The organism is Shewanella vaxholmensis (assembly GCF_031932135.1).
Lineage (GTDB): Bacteria > Pseudomonadota > Gammaproteobacteria > Enterobacterales > Shewanellaceae > Shewanella > Shewanella hafniensis.
Map to the genome: position 1 here is coordinate 1 of NZ_JAUOEV010000006.1, position 18,937 is coordinate 18,937.

Annotated in this window: 17 protein-coding genes; 10 read left to right on the forward strand and 7 right to left on the reverse strand. The window is 46.3% G+C overall.

Annotated elements, in window-relative coordinates:
- Window positions 1-750 (reverse strand): restriction endonuclease (locus tag Q4Q46_RS07250; protein WP_311905599.1); only part of this gene is annotated, 750 nt, incomplete at its 3' end.
- A 720-nt stretch (window positions 751-1,470) separates the two neighbouring features.
- Here Q4Q46_RS07250 and uvrD point away from each other — a divergent pair.
- Window positions 1,471-3,639: a DNA helicase II gene (gene uvrD, locus Q4Q46_RS07255; protein WP_259504428.1), complete on the forward strand. Its 2,169-nt coding sequence runs from the start codon at window positions 1,471-1,473 to the stop codon at window positions 3,637-3,639.
- Between the two features lie 139 nt (window positions 3,640-3,778).
- Window positions 3,779-4,639: a 4-hydroxybenzoate octaprenyltransferase gene (ubiA, locus tag Q4Q46_RS07260; RefSeq protein ID WP_311891018.1), complete on the forward strand. Its 861-nt coding sequence runs from the start codon at window positions 3,779-3,781 to the stop codon at window positions 4,637-4,639.
- Here ubiA and torT read toward each other — a convergent pair.
- Complete coding sequence (gene torT, locus Q4Q46_RS07265; RefSeq protein WP_311905600.1) at window positions 4,636-5,718, reverse strand: TMAO reductase system periplasmic protein TorT; 1,083 nt, start codon at window positions 5,716-5,718, stop codon at window positions 4,636-4,638. The genes ubiA and torT overlap by 4 nt on opposite strands.
- Window positions 5,719-6,052: 334 nt before the next feature.
- Between torT and Q4Q46_RS07270 the strand changes: the two genes are divergently transcribed.
- The 4 genes from Q4Q46_RS07270 (at window position 6,053) to Q4Q46_RS07285 (ending at window position 9,839) form a co-directional block, all read left to right on the forward strand.
- Window positions 6,053-6,448, forward strand: coding sequence for a VOC family protein (locus Q4Q46_RS07270; RefSeq protein ID WP_012197687.1), 396 nt, complete (start codon window positions 6,053-6,055; stop codon window positions 6,446-6,448).
- A 34-nt stretch (window positions 6,449-6,482) separates the two neighbouring features.
- Window positions 6,483-7,532 carry an NAD(P)H-dependent flavin oxidoreductase gene (locus tag Q4Q46_RS07275; protein WP_311905601.1) on the forward strand — a complete coding sequence of 350 codons (1,050 nt, stop codon included), beginning with the start codon at window positions 6,483-6,485 and terminating at the stop codon, window positions 7,530-7,532.
- A gap of 221 nt (window positions 7,533-7,753) precedes the next feature.
- Complete coding sequence (locus Q4Q46_RS07280; RefSeq protein WP_311891014.1) at window positions 7,754-8,671, forward strand: TlpA family protein disulfide reductase; 918 nt, start codon at window positions 7,754-7,756, stop codon at window positions 8,669-8,671.
- 85 nt (window positions 8,672-8,756) lie between these two features.
- Entirely contained in the window at window positions 8,757-9,839 is a 1,083-nt protein-coding gene (locus tag Q4Q46_RS07285) for an AI-2E family transporter (RefSeq protein WP_063883686.1), read from the forward strand.
- Between the two features lie 3 nt (window positions 9,840-9,842).
- On the opposite strand, the gene Q4Q46_RS07290 is transcribed toward Q4Q46_RS07285, so the two are convergent.
- The 5 genes from Q4Q46_RS07290 to Q4Q46_RS07310 all read right to left on the reverse strand — a co-directional run bounded on the left by Q4Q46_RS07290 (window position 9,843) and on the right by Q4Q46_RS07310 (window position 14,135).
- Window positions 9,843-10,139 carry a helix-hairpin-helix domain-containing protein gene (locus Q4Q46_RS07290; protein WP_011845653.1) on the reverse strand — a complete coding sequence of 99 codons (297 nt, stop codon included), beginning with the start codon at window positions 10,137-10,139 and terminating at the stop codon, window positions 9,843-9,845.
- A gap of 124 nt (window positions 10,140-10,263) precedes the next feature.
- A complete protein-coding gene (locus Q4Q46_RS07295; protein WP_311905602.1) occupies window positions 10,264-10,842 on the reverse strand; it encodes a nucleoside triphosphate pyrophosphohydrolase family protein in 579 nt (192 codons plus the stop codon).
- A 193-nt stretch (window positions 10,843-11,035) separates the two neighbouring features.
- Entirely contained in the window at window positions 11,036-11,620 is a 585-nt protein-coding gene (locus Q4Q46_RS07300) for a TlpA family protein disulfide reductase (protein ID WP_311905603.1), read from the reverse strand.
- Window positions 11,621-11,655: 35 nt separating this feature from the next.
- Window positions 11,656-12,069, reverse strand: coding sequence for a cytochrome c-type biogenesis protein (locus tag Q4Q46_RS07305; RefSeq protein WP_311905604.1), 414 nt, complete (start codon window positions 12,067-12,069; stop codon window positions 11,656-11,658).
- The gene (locus Q4Q46_RS07310) at window positions 12,069-14,135 is read right to left on the reverse strand and encodes a heme lyase CcmF/NrfE family subunit (protein WP_311905605.1); all 2,067 of its coding nucleotides are present in this window, start codon (window positions 14,133-14,135) and stop codon (window positions 12,069-12,071) included. The genes Q4Q46_RS07305 and Q4Q46_RS07310 overlap by 1 nt, the downstream gene beginning before the upstream one ends.
- A 510-nt stretch (window positions 14,136-14,645) precedes the next feature.
- Between Q4Q46_RS07310 and sirA the strand changes: the two genes are divergently transcribed.
- The 4 genes from sirA (at window position 14,646) to Q4Q46_RS07330 (ending at window position 18,902) form a co-directional block, all read left to right on the forward strand.
- On the forward strand, window positions 14,646-16,775 hold the full coding sequence (sirA, locus tag Q4Q46_RS07315; protein ID WP_311905606.1) for a dissimilatory sulfite reductase SirA: 2,130 nt from the start codon (window positions 14,646-14,648) through the stop codon (window positions 16,773-16,775).
- A gap of 58 nt (window positions 16,776-16,833) precedes the next feature.
- The gene (locus Q4Q46_RS07320; protein ID WP_012090330.1) at window positions 16,834-17,277 is read left to right on the forward strand and encodes a rhodanese-like domain-containing protein; all 444 of its coding nucleotides are present in this window, start codon (window positions 16,834-16,836) and stop codon (window positions 17,275-17,277) included.
- Window positions 17,278-17,370: 93 nt separating this feature from the next.
- Window positions 17,371-18,150: an FKBP-type peptidyl-prolyl cis-trans isomerase gene (locus Q4Q46_RS07325; protein WP_012090329.1), complete on the forward strand. Its 780-nt coding sequence runs from the start codon at window positions 17,371-17,373 to the stop codon at window positions 18,148-18,150.
- 77 nt (window positions 18,151-18,227) lie between these two features.
- Window positions 18,228-18,902 (forward strand): tetratricopeptide repeat protein, encoded by a 675-nt coding sequence (locus tag Q4Q46_RS07330; protein ID WP_268649839.1) that lies wholly within the window; start codon window positions 18,228-18,230, stop codon window positions 18,900-18,902.
- The last annotated feature ends 35 nt before the right edge of the window (window positions 18,903-18,937 follow it).

Sequence of the window (18,937 nt, forward strand, 5' to 3'; positions counted from 1 at the left end):
AACTAGACTGTTTCCCCGACCAAACGCATGTAATCCTTCTTCAGTAAAACCACTATTACTCACGAATAAGCCTCTTGACCAAGCTGCTTTATCTTGAACTTTAGCGTTAAAGGAACGTAAATCAGCAGCGTTTACCGGCAAATTGGTCCATTTTGCCTCAAGAAGATATGTTTCCCCATCAAACTCAAAGCTCCCGTCAATTTGCTCGCCGAGCAAACGGAAAGATGCTCTACCAGACATCCCGCTTACATCAAAAAGATTTTTAAGGAAAGATTCAAACGCGTAACCTCTAGGATGAGGATCCATTGCTGCCAGTTGCATCAGAGCTTCCAGTAATTCTTTGGCTGTACTTTCATCAATTGCTTCATCATACGGAACGAATGATGATTTACTATTATTCACTGGGGCTTTCCCGCCAAGGCGAACCAAGAGTTCATTAAACTCTGATACTAACTCTGGTTTTTTCTCGTCGATGCTCGCTCGTTTCCGTTTAGTCTCTCGATACTCCCACAACGAAGCTAGCACTCTCAAAACTTCTTCTGTTTCAGATTTTTTTAAATAACTGCGCAGCCTCTTCCCTTTACTTGTACCTGTATCGCAGAACCTATCATCGTCGATGTTTATTCCTAGCTCATCATTAAAAAACTCAGAGTACGTTTGATTAGAGAAATCTAAAACATACCCGCCTCCCATTTCAAAGATGTAATCTAGCAAATCGAAATCTAGCCTTTTAAGTGAATATGTAGTCATAAATAATCCTTATTTTTTCTTAGTATATAAGCATCGATTTCGATACCTGCCTAACGTCTTAGTATTTATGCGCTGCGCTGTTTGCAGTGGATAAATCGCTTGTTGGACTTGTCCGCTGCCACATCCATGTAAATGGGTAAGAATGATGCCGATAAATCTGAACGCTCAATATAAAACAATAACTTAATTCACTTTTGTTCAGTGTTCAAGTAACGAAAAGTCACTTAGCAACAAAAAGGCTTACAAGGTAGGGTTCCAAGAAATTAACTAGCTACCATCTTTAAATTTACAGAGTGTATGCTCGTAAGAAAGGGTTCAGATTACTATCGGGGTTGGTAAGATTAAGCACTGTCATGTAAGTGACCGTTGACGGCATGGATGCCGTCGTCGAGCCCTCAGGGATGAGTTAATGGCGTGTCACTGGAATGACAGTGCTTAATCGTTGAAACAGAATGATGAACACCCTCTCTATGAGTCATTAATACAGCCTTGTATTTGTTCAATTCCTACCCTAAAAACAAAGTTCTGTTACCGAAAAGCTGGATTCCCGCCCACAAGTATTGCGTGAATGACAGTGCTTAATCAATGTCGTCATTACAACACAAGCGCAAAGCAAGATGCGGCAACTTGTCATTCGTCTTGTGGCTCTTGTCTTGAGGATCAAGCGCGCAGTCGAGTTTTCTTCTGTTATAATGCCTCCTCGATTTTTTGGAGGCGAGAATGGACGTATCTTCTTTACTAGACGGCCTGAATGATAAGCAGCGCGAGGCTGTCGCGGCACCGCAATCTAGCATGTTAGTGTTGGCGGGCGCGGGCAGTGGTAAAACTCGGGTGTTGACCCACCGCATTGCGTGGCTGATGCAGGTTGAACAGCAGAGTCCTTACTCGATTCTCGCGGTGACATTTACCAATAAAGCTGCGGCTGAGATGCGCGAGCGAGTTGAAAAAGTCGCTGGCACTAATATGGGCCGCATGTGGATTGGCACTTTCCACGGCTTGGCGCATCGCTTGTTGCGCACTCACTTCCAAGATGCGGGTTTACCGCAAAGCTTCCAAATCCTCGATTCTGACGATCAAGTGCGTTTGATCAAACGTATTCTTAAAAGCTTGAATTTGGATGAGAAACAATATCCTCCACGCCAAGCTCAGGGTTATATCAATGGTAAAAAAGACCAAGGATTACGCCCTAAACATATCGATGCGGGCGGTTTTCCGCTTGAGCAAAATCTGTTAAAAATCTATCAGGTTTACCAAGAGTCTTGTGATCGCGCTGGTTTAGTCGATTTTGCCGAAATTCTATTACGCGCCCATGAGTTATGGCTCAATAAGCCGCACTTGTTGGCCCATTATCAGGACAGATTTAAGCATATTTTGGTGGACGAGTTTCAAGATACCAACGCGATCCAATATGCGTGGATCCGTGTGCTCGCCGGTCAAACTGCCAATGTGATGATAGTGGGTGATGACGACCAATCGATTTACGGCTGGCGCGGCGCTCAGGTTGAAAACTTACATAGATTCTTAAAAGATTTCCCGAGTGCGACTACGATTCGTCTCGAGCAAAACTATCGCTCTAAGGGCAATATTCTTAAAGCTTCCAACGCCTTAATCGCTAATAACCCAGAACGTATGGGCAAAGAGTTGTGGACGGATGAAGCCGATGGCGATCCAATTTCGCTCTATTGCGCCTTTAATGAAATGGACGAGGCGCGCTTTATTGTCGGTCGAATTAATGATTGGCACGAAAAGGGTGGCAATCTCAGCGATTGTGCGATTTTATATCGTTCTAACGCTCAGTCGCGGGTATTGGAAGAAGCCTTATTACACAAAGGCTTAGCTTATCGAATCTACGGCGGTTTACGCTTCTTCGAACGCCAAGAAATTAAAGATGCCATGGGTTACCTGCGGCTGATAAATAACAAAGACGACGATGCGGCTTTTGAGCGTGTGGTTAACACACCGCCCCGTGGCATTGGCGATCGCACTTTGGATATTTTGCGCTCCACGGCGCGCCAGCATGAGTTAACCCTGTGGCAGGCGAGTGTGCGTTTGCTCGACGAGAAAGTGCTCGCGGGCCGCGCGGCGAATTCTGTGCGTGGTTTCATGGACTTAATCATGACGATGCGTGAAGACACTCAAGATATGGTGCTGTATCGCATGGCCGATACTGTGATCCAAGCTTCGGGTCTTAAGGCCATGTATGAGGCCGAAAAGGGCGAAAAAGCCCACGCTAGAATCGAAAACTTAGAAGAATTAGTCACGGCGGCACGTACCTTCGAAATGCCAGAAGAGCTAGAGGACATGGGCGAACTTAACGGTTTCCTCTCCCACGCGGCGCTCGAAGCAGGCGAAGGTCAAGCCGATGCCTTTACCGATGCGGTGCAGCTAATGACGCTGCATTCTGCCAAAGGACTAGAGTTCACTATGGTGTTCATGGCGGGCGTAGAAGAAGGGATCTTCCCGAGTAAAATGGCACTCGAAGAGGGCGATAGACTCGATGAAGAACGCCGTCTCTGCTATGTGGGCATGACCCGCGCGATGGAAAAACTCTACATTACCTATGCGGAATCACGGCGCATTTATGGCCGCGAAGATTACGCTCGGCCATCGCGTTTTATCAAAGAGATCCCACCGCAATATGTGGATGAAATCCGCCTCAAGGCGCAGGTTTCAACCCCAATGGCGAATAATCGTTTTAGCACTCAAAAGTCGGCTGCCACAAACGATACCGGTTTTAACGTCGGCCAACGAGTCAATCACCCTAAATTTGGTGAAGGCAAGGTGACCAACTTTGAGGGCAGCGGTGCCCAAGGGCGCGTGCAAGTCAGCTTTACTGACTTTGGCAGCAAGTGGTTAGTAGTTGCTTACGCTCGTTTAGAAGCGCTGTGATGACTGACATCATCGCGATAAATGTCAGCTTTTTGTGACACGCTTTTAGGGGATGAATTCGCATCGGGTGAAGCATGGGTATATGATGCTAAGCCTGAAAACCGAGTGGAAACTTGAGGGTATTGGGAGTACCTAGTTAATGAATTTAAAGCAAAAGTGGGATGTGTATTCCCGTCTTACTCGAATCGACCGCCCCATAGGTACGCTATTATTGCTGTGGCCATGTTTGATGGCGCTAATGTTAGCTGCGGGTGGCATGCCGGATCTTAAGGTCTTGGTTATCTTCATTATTGGCGTAGTGATCATGCGTGCCTGTGGCTGCATTATTAACGACTATGCCGATCGCGATCTCGACTCTTTTGTTGAACGCACTCGATCACGCCCGCTAGCCAGTGGCGAAATCAGCACCAAAGAAGCGCTGATACTGTTCGTCATTTTAGGTTTATCCGCTTTTGGTTTAGTTTTATTACTCAATGGATTAGTCGTTAAACTATCCGTTGTTGGCATTATCCTCACGATTATTTATCCCTTCACTAAACGCATCACCAACATGCCGCAGATGTTTTTAGGCATAGTGTGGAGTTGGTCTATCCCTATGGCTTATGCCGCGCAAACGGGTGAAGTGCCGATGGAGGCTTGGTGGTTATTTGCCGCCAATTGGTGTTGGACTGTCGCCTACGACACTATGTATGCCATGGTCGATAGGGACGATGATTTAAAGGTGGGCATTAAATCCACTGCGATTTTGTTCGGTGAATATGATCGCCAAATCATAGGGTTATTTCAGCTTGCCGCCTTGGCTTGTTTTATCGCCGCCGGTTGGAGCGCTGACCGTGGTTTGCTGTATGGTTTAGGCATACTGACTTTTGTCGGTTTTAGTACTTACCAGCAAATGCTGATTTTTGATCGTGAACGAGCCCCTTGTTTTAAAGCCTTCCTCAATAATAACTGGGCAGGTTTAGCCTTATTTGTTGGGCTGGGTGCGGACTATTTGATTTAACGAGTACCGTTTACGCTGGGCAGATCTTGATGGATCATCCATTGATTTTCCGGCGCTAATATTTGTTCTAAATCGATTTGGTGGATGTTGTCTTGGGAGATGACCTTGATAACAGGGCTCACTCTGCGGGGATAAGGCGCACCTTCGAGTGCGCGCACCGCCAGATCGATAGCAATGCGAGCCTGCAATACCGGTGAGTCACTGACTGTCGCGAGTAGCTGCTTTTTCTGCACTAATTCTATAGTTTGCGCATTAGAGTAAAATGCGATGACTTTGCCGGTTTGATTCCGGCGTCCATCTAAAAAGCGCGCCGCGAACGTGGCCGCCACCGCATTGGCAATTACATAATCTACGCTTTGTTTTGCAAGTACTTTTCGCACCAAATCCGCTTGAACAAATAACTCCGTCGTACCGTAACCGCCTTCAATTGTGTCGAACTCTTGTTTAGCTGCCGCCCGTCTAAATCCTTGTTCCGCCGCCATCACCCAAGATGCACCCTTAGGCCCAGGAAACCACGCCACCTTAAGCTTAGGTGACTCCTGATTGATAGCTTCTCGCTGCTGCGCCGCAATATATTCTGTCGCCGCAACGGACATATCTTCAAAGCTGACTAAGGAGCGACTCGTGAGTTTGTCGGTCGCGATACCATTGACTAAATCGATAACCGGAATGCCCGCAGCGCTGAGTTGTTCAATATCCGCAATCAGTCCGTCAGCGGTATTGGCGGCAATAATATAAGCTTGAGCCTTGAGTGCATAACAATCATGGAGTAGCTGTTTTTGCTGCTCAATCTTGTCATATCCACCAGCATCATAAATGCCAAGCGTTACCCCTTGGCGCTCGGCTTCTTGTGATAATCCAAAGGCGACGCCCCACCAATATTGATCTTTCCCGTGGGGAAGTAAGGCGCAGATCCGCCATGCTTGATTGGCCTTAGTGAGTGGCGTGTAGAGGGTCTTTTGACCGTCGGCAATGACATCGGCGGGATACCAAGCTGCCTGCACTGCAAAGACGAAACAGCTAAGGGTTAAGAGGAGGCATATCCTGAGGGAACGGGCGAAGAATGCAGTCAAGTGCATAGGCTCATGATGTTAAGTGAACAGTGAACTAAGCATAGAACAAGGATCCGTAGTTGCTTAATCATAGTTAAATAAAGCTAATTTATTGTTTAATAACAAGCGTAAAGCAGTACTGTTATGGTTTGGCCGCAAAGATATAAAATGACTTAAACGCCATGGGGCAACGCATCTGCAGGCTTTACGCTTTGGCTCGTTCACTGAATGCTTAAGTTTACATTTCACGTTGAAGGCTTAATGGCAGCGGGCTAGTTTTCGCCCTCGTGCTTAGTCTATAGTCATTGGCTTATAGTGGTTTTTTATGATCAATTTCATGCTTAGGTAACAAGGAGTCGTTATGTTTATTCCGCCAGGATTTTCACGGGTTAGCCCGTATATGATTATCAACAATGCCGATAGTTTAGTGGCCTTTATGCAAAAAGCCTTTGATGCTAAAGCGCTACATATTTCCCATCGATTGGATGGCAAAATAGCCAATGCGCAGATGCAAATCGGCGACTGCCTATTTATGTTAAGCGAGGCGAGTGAAGCGTTTCCGCCAATGCCAGCATCCTACTATTTGTATGTGGCAGATGCCGATAAATCGGTAGCTCAGGCGCTTGCTGCTGCGGGCGAGTTAATCATGGAAGTGGCGGATAAACCCTATGGCGATCGCCAAGGTGGAGTGCGGGATCCCGTGGGTAATCTGTGGTGGATCTCCCAACGTTTAGCCGCAGGGCCATATCAGGATTGATCGTCAAGTGATAACCAGTCAAAGGAGATGATGTATGCCGTGCCAGTTAACCCGATTATTTGGAATCGAATTGCCAATTATTCAAGCGCCGATGGCGGGTGTTCAGGGCAGTGCCTTAACGATAGCCGTGTCGCAAGCCGGTGCGTTGGGAACTTTGCCCTGCGCCATGTTATCCCTTGAAGCCTTAGATGCCGCATTGACACAGATCCGCGCCCAAACGACTAAGCCCATCAATGTAAACTTCTTTTGTCATCACGAGCCCGAACCGCAAGCGGCGAAACAAGCTGCATGGCTCAAGCAACTCGCGCCTTATTTTGCTGAGCTGGGTATCCATCCTGATACCCAAACTGCGGGAGCACAACGCGCGCCCTACACAAGCGCTCAAGCTGAAGTGTTAGCCAAATTCAAACCTGAGGTTGTGAGTTTTCACTTTGGTTTACCCAATGAAGACTTGTTGCTGGAGATAAAGTCTTGGGGATCTAAGATCATCTCGACGGCGACCACAGTGGAAGAAGCGCTCTGGTTAGAAGCGCGTGGCGTAGATGCCATTATTGCGCAGGGTTTAGAAGCGGGCGGCCATAGGGGACATTTTTTATCCGATGATTTAACCGAGCAGCTCGGCACTTTTAGTTTATTGCCGCAAATCATCGCCGCCGTGGATATTCCTGTTATTGCAGCGGGTGGCATAGTCGATGCCAAAACCGTGCGTGCCGCTATGGCGATGGGCGCTTCGGCGGTGCAAGTGGGGACGGCCTATTTACTTTGTCCTGAATGCACCACCAGTGATATTCACCGTGCCGCCCTGCAGAGTGAGGCGGCGCAACATACGGCTCTGACTAACTTATTTTCCGGTCGCCCCGCCCGTGGCATAGTGAACCGTTTTATGGCAGAACTTGGACCTATCAATAACGCCGTACCGGATTTTCCGCTCGCCTCAAGTTCCGTCGCAGGATTGCGAAGCGCCGCCGAGCAACAAGGGTTCGGTGATTTTAGCCCGCTCTGGTGCGGCCAAAATGCAACCGGCTGTCAGACTATTCCTGCCGCAGAGCTAACAAGACAATTGGCGTTAGGCTTGATAGTTTAAGATGTTGTATTAATAGACGATTAATACTCATTGATATGCTCACCAAGGCTTACATTTTACATGGCTAAATTAGCGGATTGTTAGTTTATACTCACTGGTTAAAGGTTGGCTGCTGGGTAGACTGTCACTCCCTTTAATTATGTATTTTCTGTGTAAATGGCTGCAAATCACTGGCCCCATAGTCGTGGATGCGAGTGATCTATCAATTTAAGGAAAACACTATGTTGTTACGTCAAATCATTGTTATGTGCCTTGCCGTCGTGAGTTTTGCTACGTTTGCGGGCGACAAAGCCTATCAAGATATTGCACTTAAAACCTATCCCGATCAGCAGCAAGTGACCTTAGCCAGCGTTGCGGGTAACAAGCCGATATATCTAAAGTTTTGGGCAACTTGGTGTCAGCCCTGTATGGAACAAATGCCGCATTTTGAAGCCTTACAGAAGAAGTATCAGGACAAGATTAATATCGACGCAGTGAACATCAATATTAATGAAGAGCAACCTAAGATCGCTGACGTTATCGCGCGCTTCGGGCTAACTATGCCAGTGTGGTTGGATAATGAAGGTGAGTTGGGTGTGGCTTTAGGCTTGGTCGGCACGCCCTATAGTGTATTAATCAATCGTGCCGGTGATGTGGTTTACACTAGCCACGAGTCAGATGCTAATTTAGATAAATTTATCGATATGTTGGCGAATGGCCAAGAGTTGACCGCGCAGACAACAGAGGCGCCTAGTGCCGAGCAAACGGCTAAGTTACTCAAGCCTTGGGAACAAGGTGAGCATCTACTCTTTTTCACCGCAACTTGGTGTGATTGGTACTTGGCAGAGAGCCGTCCAGAAATGTCGAAAGAGTGTATTGCCGTCCAAAAAGGCTTAAATAATCTCGCGCAAAAAGTGCCGAATAAAGCGTGGCACGGTGTGGTCAATCACCTGTGGACAGACGATAAAGCACTCGAAGATTTTAAGCAGCTTTATCAGACTAAAATCGATTTTAGTATCGATGAGTTAGGCGTGTTATTTAATCATTTTAAAATCCGCAATATCCCGACGTTACTTTGGGTTAAGGACGGGAAAGTCATTCAGCGCATTACCGATTTTAGTCAACCAGAGCAGCTCGTTAAGCAACTCTCGGCGCAATAAGCTCATTTCAACTGTTAGGCTTTTGATAGAATGCCGAGTGTTTTCGATCTTATCGTTGGATTGTATTGTGGGGAGTGTTATCACTATGACGCCGATTTTCAGTAATGCCGCTATTGGTCGTAGTTTGTTGGTTTTGCTCTTGTGTGCTGGCGTATTCTTTTTTATCGATTTTTTAGTGCCCGCCTTAGCTGCATTGATTGTGTGTTTTTCGAGTTGGCCTCTTTATCAAAAACTATTGGCAAAATGCGGTGGTCGTTCGGCGTTGGCGGCAACCATTGCCCTATGTTGTATTGTGCTCGGGCTGATTATCCCGCTGGTGTTTGTATTTTCCTATGCGTTACAAGAAATTAGAACTTGGGTTGATTGGTTGGTGTTTACTAACCAACATGGTTCGCCCGTGCCCTTGTGGATCAAAGATTTACCTTGGATGGGTGAATGGTTAACCCTGCAATGGCAGCAATTTATCGGTGAACCCCACGAGCTAGGCAAAATCATCAGTGCCATCAGTGGTCAGAACCTGAGTGGCATTTCCCGTTGGGTGCTGCAATTGGGCTGGAACACACTAGGCCTGCTACTGACCTTACTTTTTATGTTGATCACGTTGTTTTTCCTCTATAAAGATGGCGAGCAAGTGGCCAAACAGTTAGATATTGTCGGCGAGCGAGTATTGCCCGCCCGCTGGCATAGCTTCTCCCGTGTGGTGCCAGCTACGGTCAGTTCGACGGTGATCGGCATGACGCTTATCGCGATTGGTGAGGGCATAGTGCTGGGGATTGCCTATTGGATTGCGGGTGTGCCATCGGCCGTGGCTTTTGGGGTGTTAACCGCCTTTATGGCCTTGGTTCCCGGCGGCGCGCCAACCATGTTTACCTTGATTTCACTCTATCTTGTCGGCACTGGCGATATGACGGCGGGCGTCGGCTTGTTCCTTTGGGGCAGCATAGAGCTGTTTATTGTCGATAAAACCTTAAGGCCTAATCTTGTCGGCGGACCGATTAAATTGCCTTTCTTACCGACTTTTTTCGGGTTGATCGGCGGTGTGAAAACCATGGGTTTTGTCGGTTTGTTTGTCGGCCCAGTATTGATGGCCTTGCTGGTGGCAATTTGGCGGGAATGGTTAAGGGAAGAGCCTGAAATAATACAAAGTGATAAACAGGCGGGAAGCTAAAAGCTAAGGTTTAGTCTGCCCTAAGGTATTTTTACGCTCATCGGTGTAAAACCACCAAGGTTTAGCATCTTCGCCCGCCATAAAACGGGTGATGGAGATAAACACATCGATCATGCACGGGTCGTGTCGCTGGCCCGTTTTGTTACACAGGGTTTGATACAGGTCGTAGGGATTTTGCCCCAGCAGTTGCTCTGGTTTATCTATACCAAGCAAACGTAAATCCGCCGCACAAGCTTTGCCAATATTCGGCAAATCAGTTAATTGCTTCACCTCGGCACGCACTACTTTCGCAGGATTCATACGGATTGCCTCGTTAAAACACACGCTGAAAAGTCATTACTGCAGGATAATCGCTTAGGCGAGATAATTGCCTTGGCTAAATAAGAGCCTGCAAATAACAGGCTCATAAACAAAGCTATCAAATCTAGGCTTTAACCAGTGTTGTCAGATCTGCTGGGCGGTAGTATACCGATTTTAGTACCTTACCTTGGCGCACCACTTTACCCGCCATTTCTACATCTTTGGCGCATTTGGCTATGATGAAGTCGCCTTTTTTGCTGCCGACAATTTCAACACCTTGCTTAGCATAAAAGGCAACTGTCTCAGCCAGTTCTTGCTCGTTGCGGCACACTTTGCTCATGTTGCTCGAATGTACTTCGTCCCAGCAGGCGATAAAGTCAATTTCACGGTTTTTAGCCACACACAGCAGTAAGTCAATCAGGTAGCTGATTTCGAGTCTGTCGGTCATGGCTTGTGCGCCTAAATGCACTAAACGTCCCATTAATACATACACAGAATCGACAATGGCATCGGCCTGCTCGATACGGCTATCGGCTTCGGCAAGTTCAGTTAACTCTTCAATAATCAGCGAAGTATGTAAAGTGTCTGCCTTGTCATCTAAGGAATCAACATCATTAACGGGCAAGTCGAAGGTGCTGCGAAACTCACTGATATCACGATATAAGTGGTCATAAATAGGTTGAGTTAAGCGGGTGAGTTTCATCTGGATAGCCTTGGGATCAATAAACAATAAGTAGTTGGCGGCAATTTTAAAGAAATGCGCCGCAGAATACAAAGCTCAGGTATTTGCTCTTAAGTGTAAAAAATACCCGCTGCAAATTCGGGTGCAGCGGGTTTCGGCAAATGTAGGGTGGGCTACCGAACGGAGATGTAAACTGGCTTTTAGTACAAAATGATTACTGGCCGTATTTAGCGATTAATTTATCAAGATAAGGGATGACGTCTTTATCGCCCCAATCGAGATACCCGCGTACGAAACCAACAAGATTACCTTTAGCATCAAAAAAATACGTCGCAGGAACGACGTTTGCAGGAATGATCTGTTCTATGTTTTGTGTTGGATCGAACCAAGTTTGGTAGTCGCTAAAATTATGTTGAGTGAGGAAAGGTCGCACATCCTTAGGTTCCTCATCGATGGAGATTGGGACTATGGCGATATTTTTCCCTTGATATTCTTGTTTAAGATGTTGAAGCTCTGGGATTTCACGCAGGCAGGGGGCGCACCAAGTTGCCCAAAGATTAACGAGAACCAGTTTACCTTGATGTTGTTTTAGGGTTTGAGTTTTTCCCGCTTCATCAATGAAAGGCACATCCGGTACGCCGCGTGCGTGCTGCATTTCAACGAAGCCTCTCATTACCCTAGGTTTAGGAATCGCTTCGCCAGTGTCGTAAAGCTTATTCTGTAATGAATGGGCTTGGACTGCGTTGTTTAACAGGACAAAACTGCATAGCAGAATGAGTCGCATAGAGCATAGTTTCATGGTGAATCCTTAATTTGAGATAGGGAACTCAGTGCTCAGCGCTTAATGAGTCCAAGGCAAATACCTACACCGAGTAATAGCAAGAGTAGCGGGCCAAACCAAAGTGCGACCGTAGAGCCTTTCAGTTCGGGTTGATAACGAATTTTTTCACCATAGCGCTGTACCATAAAAAAAATGATTTCATCTTGGCTATCTCCTTGTTCTAACATGGAAAAAATTTGAGCTTTAAGCTCATGTGCGATAGGGGCTTGTGATTCAAACAAGCTTAGATTTGTTGCCATAGGACAGCGAAGCAGTTTACTGATACCCATAGCTTGTTGTTGATGAGCAGTGTTAGAGACAGGTTGCTCTTGCGCCATAGCGAGGAATGCAGTCCCGCCTAGAAACAGCGTGGTAAAAAGCAACCAGATAAAAGCACTGAGGTAAGGTGAGCGAAATAATGGATTCATTAGGCAAGCATTTCCCTTTGCAATGAATGGGATGAGTTAGGTAAGGCTGCTGGTTTCGGGTAATAACTCAGGCTGCGAGTAGGCCAAGCGGCGACAGTTCCACCTAACATCATTAGCAGTGCCCCAAGCCAGATCCAACTGGCAAGGGGTTTATAGCTGATGCGGATCAGGTATTCGTTATCACTAAGTTGCAATCCCATCGAGACATAAATATCCCGCCATAGGCCGTGATCAATACCAGCATGGGACATTTCCATGGCATTGCTTTTGAAGGTTTGTCGTTGTGGGGTGATATAACCTAGTACCAGCTCATCTTGGGCTGTATCACGGATACTGATATTGGCTTGAATCGCAGTAAAACTCTTGGTCTCGATATTCTCGGTACTTTCATAAACTAAGACATAACCCGCTAACGGCTTACCTTGGCCTGGGCCCATTCTTAGCAGGGCTTCTTGTTCAAAGAAAGAGACGGCCGTCGCACCTATTATAGTTACAGCCACGCCTAAATGAGCAAGCAGCATGGCCATGAGGCGTCGTTTAGGGAGAGGCTTAGCTGTATTTATATTTTCTTTAACAGGCTGTTTATTTTGGTGATTTTTATTTTTTAATCCTAATGCTGCTATCAATGTTAATAATAAGCAAACGAGTAACCAAAGCGCTGCTGCAGTGCCAAGTAATAGAAATAAATTGTTGCCAGTTGCTGCCTGTAAGCTTATCCACAGAGCTGCAGTTAAGATCAGTGTACCGGGTATGATCAAAGGCTTAACTTGAGCTTTGGATGCTTTTTGCCAACCAGCTAAAGGGGCGACACCCATCAAGAGTACGAGTAAGAAGGTCAGAGGTACAAAGATCGCATTAAAATAAGGGGCACCGACAGAAAGTGTACCTAAACCAAGTAATTCATAGAGCAAGGGATAGAAGGTACCGAGTAGAACGGAAAATGCCGCTACGACTAATATTACAATACCGAGTAGCAACAGCGTTTCTTTACTGAAAATGCTATGCCGAACTGAGTGTCTGAAGTTATTGGCTTTAAGTGCAAAGGTGAGCAGAGCTACGCTAACAAAAAGTATTAATAAACAGAGGATTGACATACCACGGGTAGGATCAGCGGCAAAGGCATGCACCGATTGCACTATGCCGGAACGTACCAAAAAACTGCCCAGCAAACTGAGTGAGAAAGCTAATAGGCACAGCAGCAATGTTGTGATTTGAAAGCCATTAGTGCGTTTCGTCAGAACAATGGAATGGACTAATGCTGTAGCGACAAGCCAAGGGATAAATGACGCGTTTTCTACAGGGTCCCAAAACCACCATCCGCCCCAGCCCAGTTCGTTATAGGCCCACCAAGAACCAAAGGCATTGCCACCAGTAAGGAAAATCCACGCCAGTAACACCCAAGGGCGAAGGTAATCGAGGTGGCGAGCAGGTAATTTGCCCCCAATGAGTGATGCCAGTGCTGCGGCAAAGCAAACCGTTAGCCCGACATAACCTAAAAACAGCATTGGTGGATGCAGTATTAAGCCAATGTCCTGCAATATGGGGTTAAGGTCGCGTCCTTCGACTGGAATGTTTGGGAGTAAGCGGGCAAAGGGATTGGAGGTAAAGAGTAAAAACAAATTAAAGCCGAGGATCACTAAGGCCAAAATAGCGAGAACTCTGCCAAAGTAAGCCCTATCAGCCTGTAAATTGGCGAGCTTGGCGTTATGCGTCGCTTGACGCCAATTGATCACCGCACCCCACAGGGCAATGGCGAACACCCAAAATAACATTGAGCCTTCGTGGCTGCCCCACACCGCCGCGATTTTATAACCGAGGGCGAGCTGACTATTAGAATGATTGGCAACATAGGCGACTGAAAAGTTATCGGTAATAAAGCTAAAAATTAAGCTAAATAATGCTGCCAGCAAGGTAAAAAAGAGAGCGTAGAATAATTTATTGCCAAAGCTGATTAGGTAAAAGTTATTCCGGTAGCTACCGATTAAATGATGGCTAGCCGACAATAATGCCAACACAGTACTCATGATCAGCAATATGTGCCCTAGCTCTGGAATCATATTTGTCATAGATATTTCCTGCATAGCATTGGTTGTCGAATCGCATTAATTCTGGAATTAATAATGGGTTAACTTTTTTAGCGGTTAATCGCTACTAACTTATTTATTTTTATTGTTGCCTGGCTAAATTGGATATTGAGTCTTTAACCATTTAACGATTGACTCGCAGGGTAGCTGAGTTTTTGTGGAAGGAATGTGATCTGTCTCGGCATTAAAATGGTCATTTATGACTTTGTTTATTTTTGAAAAATCAAAGCCATTTTTAGATTTTTTTAGAGTTCAAAAAACATCTTTTAGATCTAATTAACTACTGTTTTTCATTGTTTAAGGTGTTGATTTGTTATGATTTAATTATTTTGGCTCCTCTTGATTTCTGAATTAAAATTTAATGTGCTCTAGCGCAGATTTTTTGTTTTTCCACTCCGTCATCATGCAGCCACTGGTCAATTGTTTATGTCGTTCAGTGAACAGTTAGGTTCAGTGGAGAATATAAAACTAATGATAAATTAGGAGTGAATGATGAAGCGATGGAAAATCAAAACAGCCTTAGGCGTGCTGTTTTGTTTAGGTTCTGCCGTAAGCGCTACCACAATCGCATCCGATGCTAAATCGGATGGTAAAGTGGTCCCTGGAGTGGGTAATAAACAGCAATCCCACTATACTCAAGATATTTTGGCTAATCCCAATTTAAATGACAATTTAATGGAGAAATCCCGTGGTGTTAAAACACTGCAGGATTATATTGTTCAAGAGCAAGAATTATTTGATTTTTTATTTGAAAATCACCCCGTTTTTAAATATGACGCGGAAGGTCGATTAAAGGGCACTTATAAAGTCAGTGACCGCGGTGAAGAATATTTACACGGTGGTGACAGTGTTGCTTACAGTAAACACAGTAAAGAAGTGAACTCAACTGATGGCACCGCTGTACGTTATAGTGCCTATAACGATGGTCAACGTCCAAAAGCACTGCAATATCGTTTAGGGGCAAAATCGATTTTAGATTTCCCTAACAAGTTTGTTGGCCCCGAAAAATGCGGTGAGTGCCATGGTCCGCAATACGAAAAATGGAGACGTTCACGTCACTCTAAGACGATTCGCTTCCCTGGCGAACATCCAGAAGTCGATAACGACCTGAAAAAAACCATGTATACCACCAAAGATACCTCGATTCTGCCATCGGGTATTACGCCAGACGCTATCTATGCAACTGTGGGGACGCCACGTACCAAATATGGTTTTATCGACGCCTATCTGGTGCGCGGTACTTACCACGTGAAAGACGGTCTGCTGAAAGATGGCACTGGTACTATGGTCGCCGGTGGTAACCAATTCTCCCGCGGTTGGGCTGAGTGGTTAACCCCTGAAATGGCTGCAAAAATTAACAAAGCTATCCCAAGTTTCCCTGTCAAAATGGAAGATTTTGGTACCAGCGGTTCACACCAATGGGGCATGAGCTCATACGGTGCTAAGTACGAGAAGGAATTCCTATTCCAACCAGCTAGCTCCTATTGCGAAATGTGCCACAGCTTTAAGTTTGACTTCCAAACTAAAGATGAATTCTTCGCTGCCTTAGGTAACCCAAAAGAGCTGCAAAAACACACGATTTCTAAAGGGATTACCTGTGAAGAGTGTCATGGCGCAGGCGGCCACTTAGACGGCGGTATTGGTGGCGGTATGCCATCTAACTGTGAACGTTGTCACCAACGCTTCAATTTTGTTGAAGAGCTAGCTGAAACGCCACAGGGTAAAGAGAAACTGGAATATGCCTTCAACGTGAAGATGAAATCTTCTTGCCCATCTTGCGGTACTGAAGGTTCGCAAATGTTTGCCTCTGCACACTATGACAAAGGCATGCGTTGTTCAACCTGTCACGATCCACACGAAGTGACTGATGGTGATTGGAAATCTGGTACTACCAAGCCAAAAATCATCAAAGAGTGTACTGACTGTCATACGGCTCAAGCCGAGATCGCCAAGAACACCAACACCCACAGCAACCAAACTTGCCAAAGCTGTCACATGCCAAACATGGGAAGCTGTGAAAACTTCACTGCGATCCAATTCCCAGATATGGCGGGCTTCGACAACGTGCGTAAGTCACACATGTGGAAGATTGATGTCGACCCACTGCGTAAGACCCTCAACCCACCTGAAGGTAAGTCGCGCGATGCGACGACCAAGGGCTGGACTGTGGCGAAAGATGAAAACGGCTACAACTACCTCGACTTGATGTGGACCTGCGCCCGTACTTCAGCTTCAGACCACGATGTGACCGAAAACAAAGGTTGTCATAGCCAGTTCCAATCTGAACTTGAAGTGGGTCTGCACTTTGAAGACCAGATGGAAATCTATGGCGAAGTTCAAAAGTGGCAAAAACCAGTTAAAGAAACTTTTGCCCTAGTAGAACAAGCCCTTGCCCGTATCGACAAGCTGTTAGAAGTCACCAAGCTGTCGGTTGAAGACAAGACGCTAGTGTTGATGTTGACCGACAAAGCCCAAGATGTTGTTCGCCTGATTAAGGCTGACGGTTCATGGGGTGCGCACGGCCCAAGTTACTCACTGAAACGTCTTGATGCTGCCTTAACCTATGTGACTCAAGCCCAAGCCATTATCGATGGTAAAGGTCTGAGCGCACAGAAAATGTAGTTCGACTCGAGTCTAACTTGTCCCCGACACACCCGTGCCGGGGAATATACGAGGCCAAATGATGAATAACGTGATCCGACAAAGCCTTATCGGCGGCTTAATGGCTCTGAGCTTAGGGGGCATTAGCCTACCCGCCATCGCAGGGGGAGGTTCTGATATCTCTGAAGCGCCCTATAACGAAATTCAGTTAAATCCTATTTCCATGCGGGAAGCTGAAACCTTAGTCGGCAAGCAAGAGGTTTATTTTTTCGACGTAAACACGCTGGAAATCTGGGCGGAAGGTTTTGTCCCCGGAGCGGTTTTTTTCAATGTTCAAAATTGGAGAGAGTTACTTCCAAAGAATAAAGATGCGGTGATGGTGTTCTATTGCGCTAATCGCCTTTGTACCGCTAGCAACATGGCCGCTCGGGAGACCATGAAGCTAGGTTACACCGGAGTTCGCCATATGGCCGATGGTATTTTCGGTTGGCGTATGTCCGGAAGAGCAACAGAAAAACCATAGTAATCAAATAAATATTTTAATCGGTTATGGGTAATGCCCATACGTTTTCGGCTAACGCACTAAGCCCAAGGGCTAAATAGAAGAGAATATAAAATGAAAACATCTATGCCAACGTCTTTTATCCCAAAAACCATCACAGTGGCGACCTGCGCCGCACTGTTTGTATCTATGGCGAGCTTTGCCGCCCCAAGCCTTAAAACCGATGCAGAAAAAGCGTCTTACAGTATCGGTGCATCCGTTGGTAACTACATTTCTGGCCAGGTTTATAACCAAGTAGAACTGGGCGCAGAAGTGAATGTGGACTTAGTTGTTCAAGGTTTTGTGGACGCGCTGAAAAAACAACAGCAATTAACCGATGAAGAAGTACTGACATACCTCAATCAACGCGCCGAAGAATTAAATCAAGTGAGAAAAGCCAACGCTGAAAAATTAGCTGCTGAAAATATCAAAGCGGGTGAAGCCTTTCTTGCTGAAAACAAAAAGAAGTCTGGCGTCAAAGTGACTGATTCTGGTCTGCAATATGAAGTGCTGGTTACGGGCGAAGGCAAAAAGCCTAATCCAGAAGATGTGGTGACCGTTGAATACGTCGGCAAGCTTATCGATGGTACTGAATTTGAAAACACCGTTGGCCGCAAAGACCCTACGCGTTTTGCCTTAATGACAGTGATCCCCGGTTGGGAAGAGGGCTTAAAACTGATGCCTATGGGCTCTAAATACCGCTTTGTCATCCCCGCAAACTTAGCCTATGGCAATGAATTTGTGGGTGAAATTCCACCGCAATCTACCTTGATCTTTGAAATCGAACTGAAAAATATCGAAAAGCCAAGTGAGAAAAAAGAAGCCCGCATGATGGGCATGATGCCTGCTCACTAAGAGCAAACATCGGGGACTGAGCGTTTAGTTTTGTTCGCTCAGTCATAAGCTTGGAGCGGCAAACAAAGAGGTTAGGTATGGCAAGTTTAGGGTTCACCATCGCACTCCTATTAAGCGGATTTGTTGCTTGGATTTTTTGGCAACACGCACGCTTAAACCAACTGCAAACCGTGGCGAGCTTGCCTCTAGCCTCCCATGGGTTGCCAGTGCTGTGCAGTGGTGTATTGCTTGTCATGACGCTCGCCATCTACAGCCAAACGGGGCGTTATCAGGATTGGGATAAGGGCATAGTCAATGAGCATATTGACTACTTAGTCGCTGCCGACATCACCAAAGCCCAGCGTCTCGTGGATGAACAACCACAAAACCCGTTGGCATTACAGGCGCTTGCCCAGGCTTACAGCGCGGGTGGTTTATATAGCGATGCGGTGCAGACCTTAGACAAGTTGCTTGCGCTAGTGGGTGAGGACGCCGAGGTGCTCGGCGCTAAGGCCAATGCCCTGTATTACCGCGATGCGCGCCAAATGACGCCGCAAACCCAAGCGCTGATTGCACAGATCTTGGCGTTTGCGCCCTTTGAGCCACAAACCCGCATGTTACAGGCCACCGATGCGTATCTGCATGGGCGTTACCAAGAGGCGATAGACCATTGGCAGGCACTACTGTCACAGCCAACGGCAGAGATTAATCGTGAGGCCATTTTAAATGCCATTGGCAAGGCCCAAAGCAAATTGAATGAAAGTGGATATTAATCAAGTCGCTAGCCATTTTCAGGCATGTAGGAACG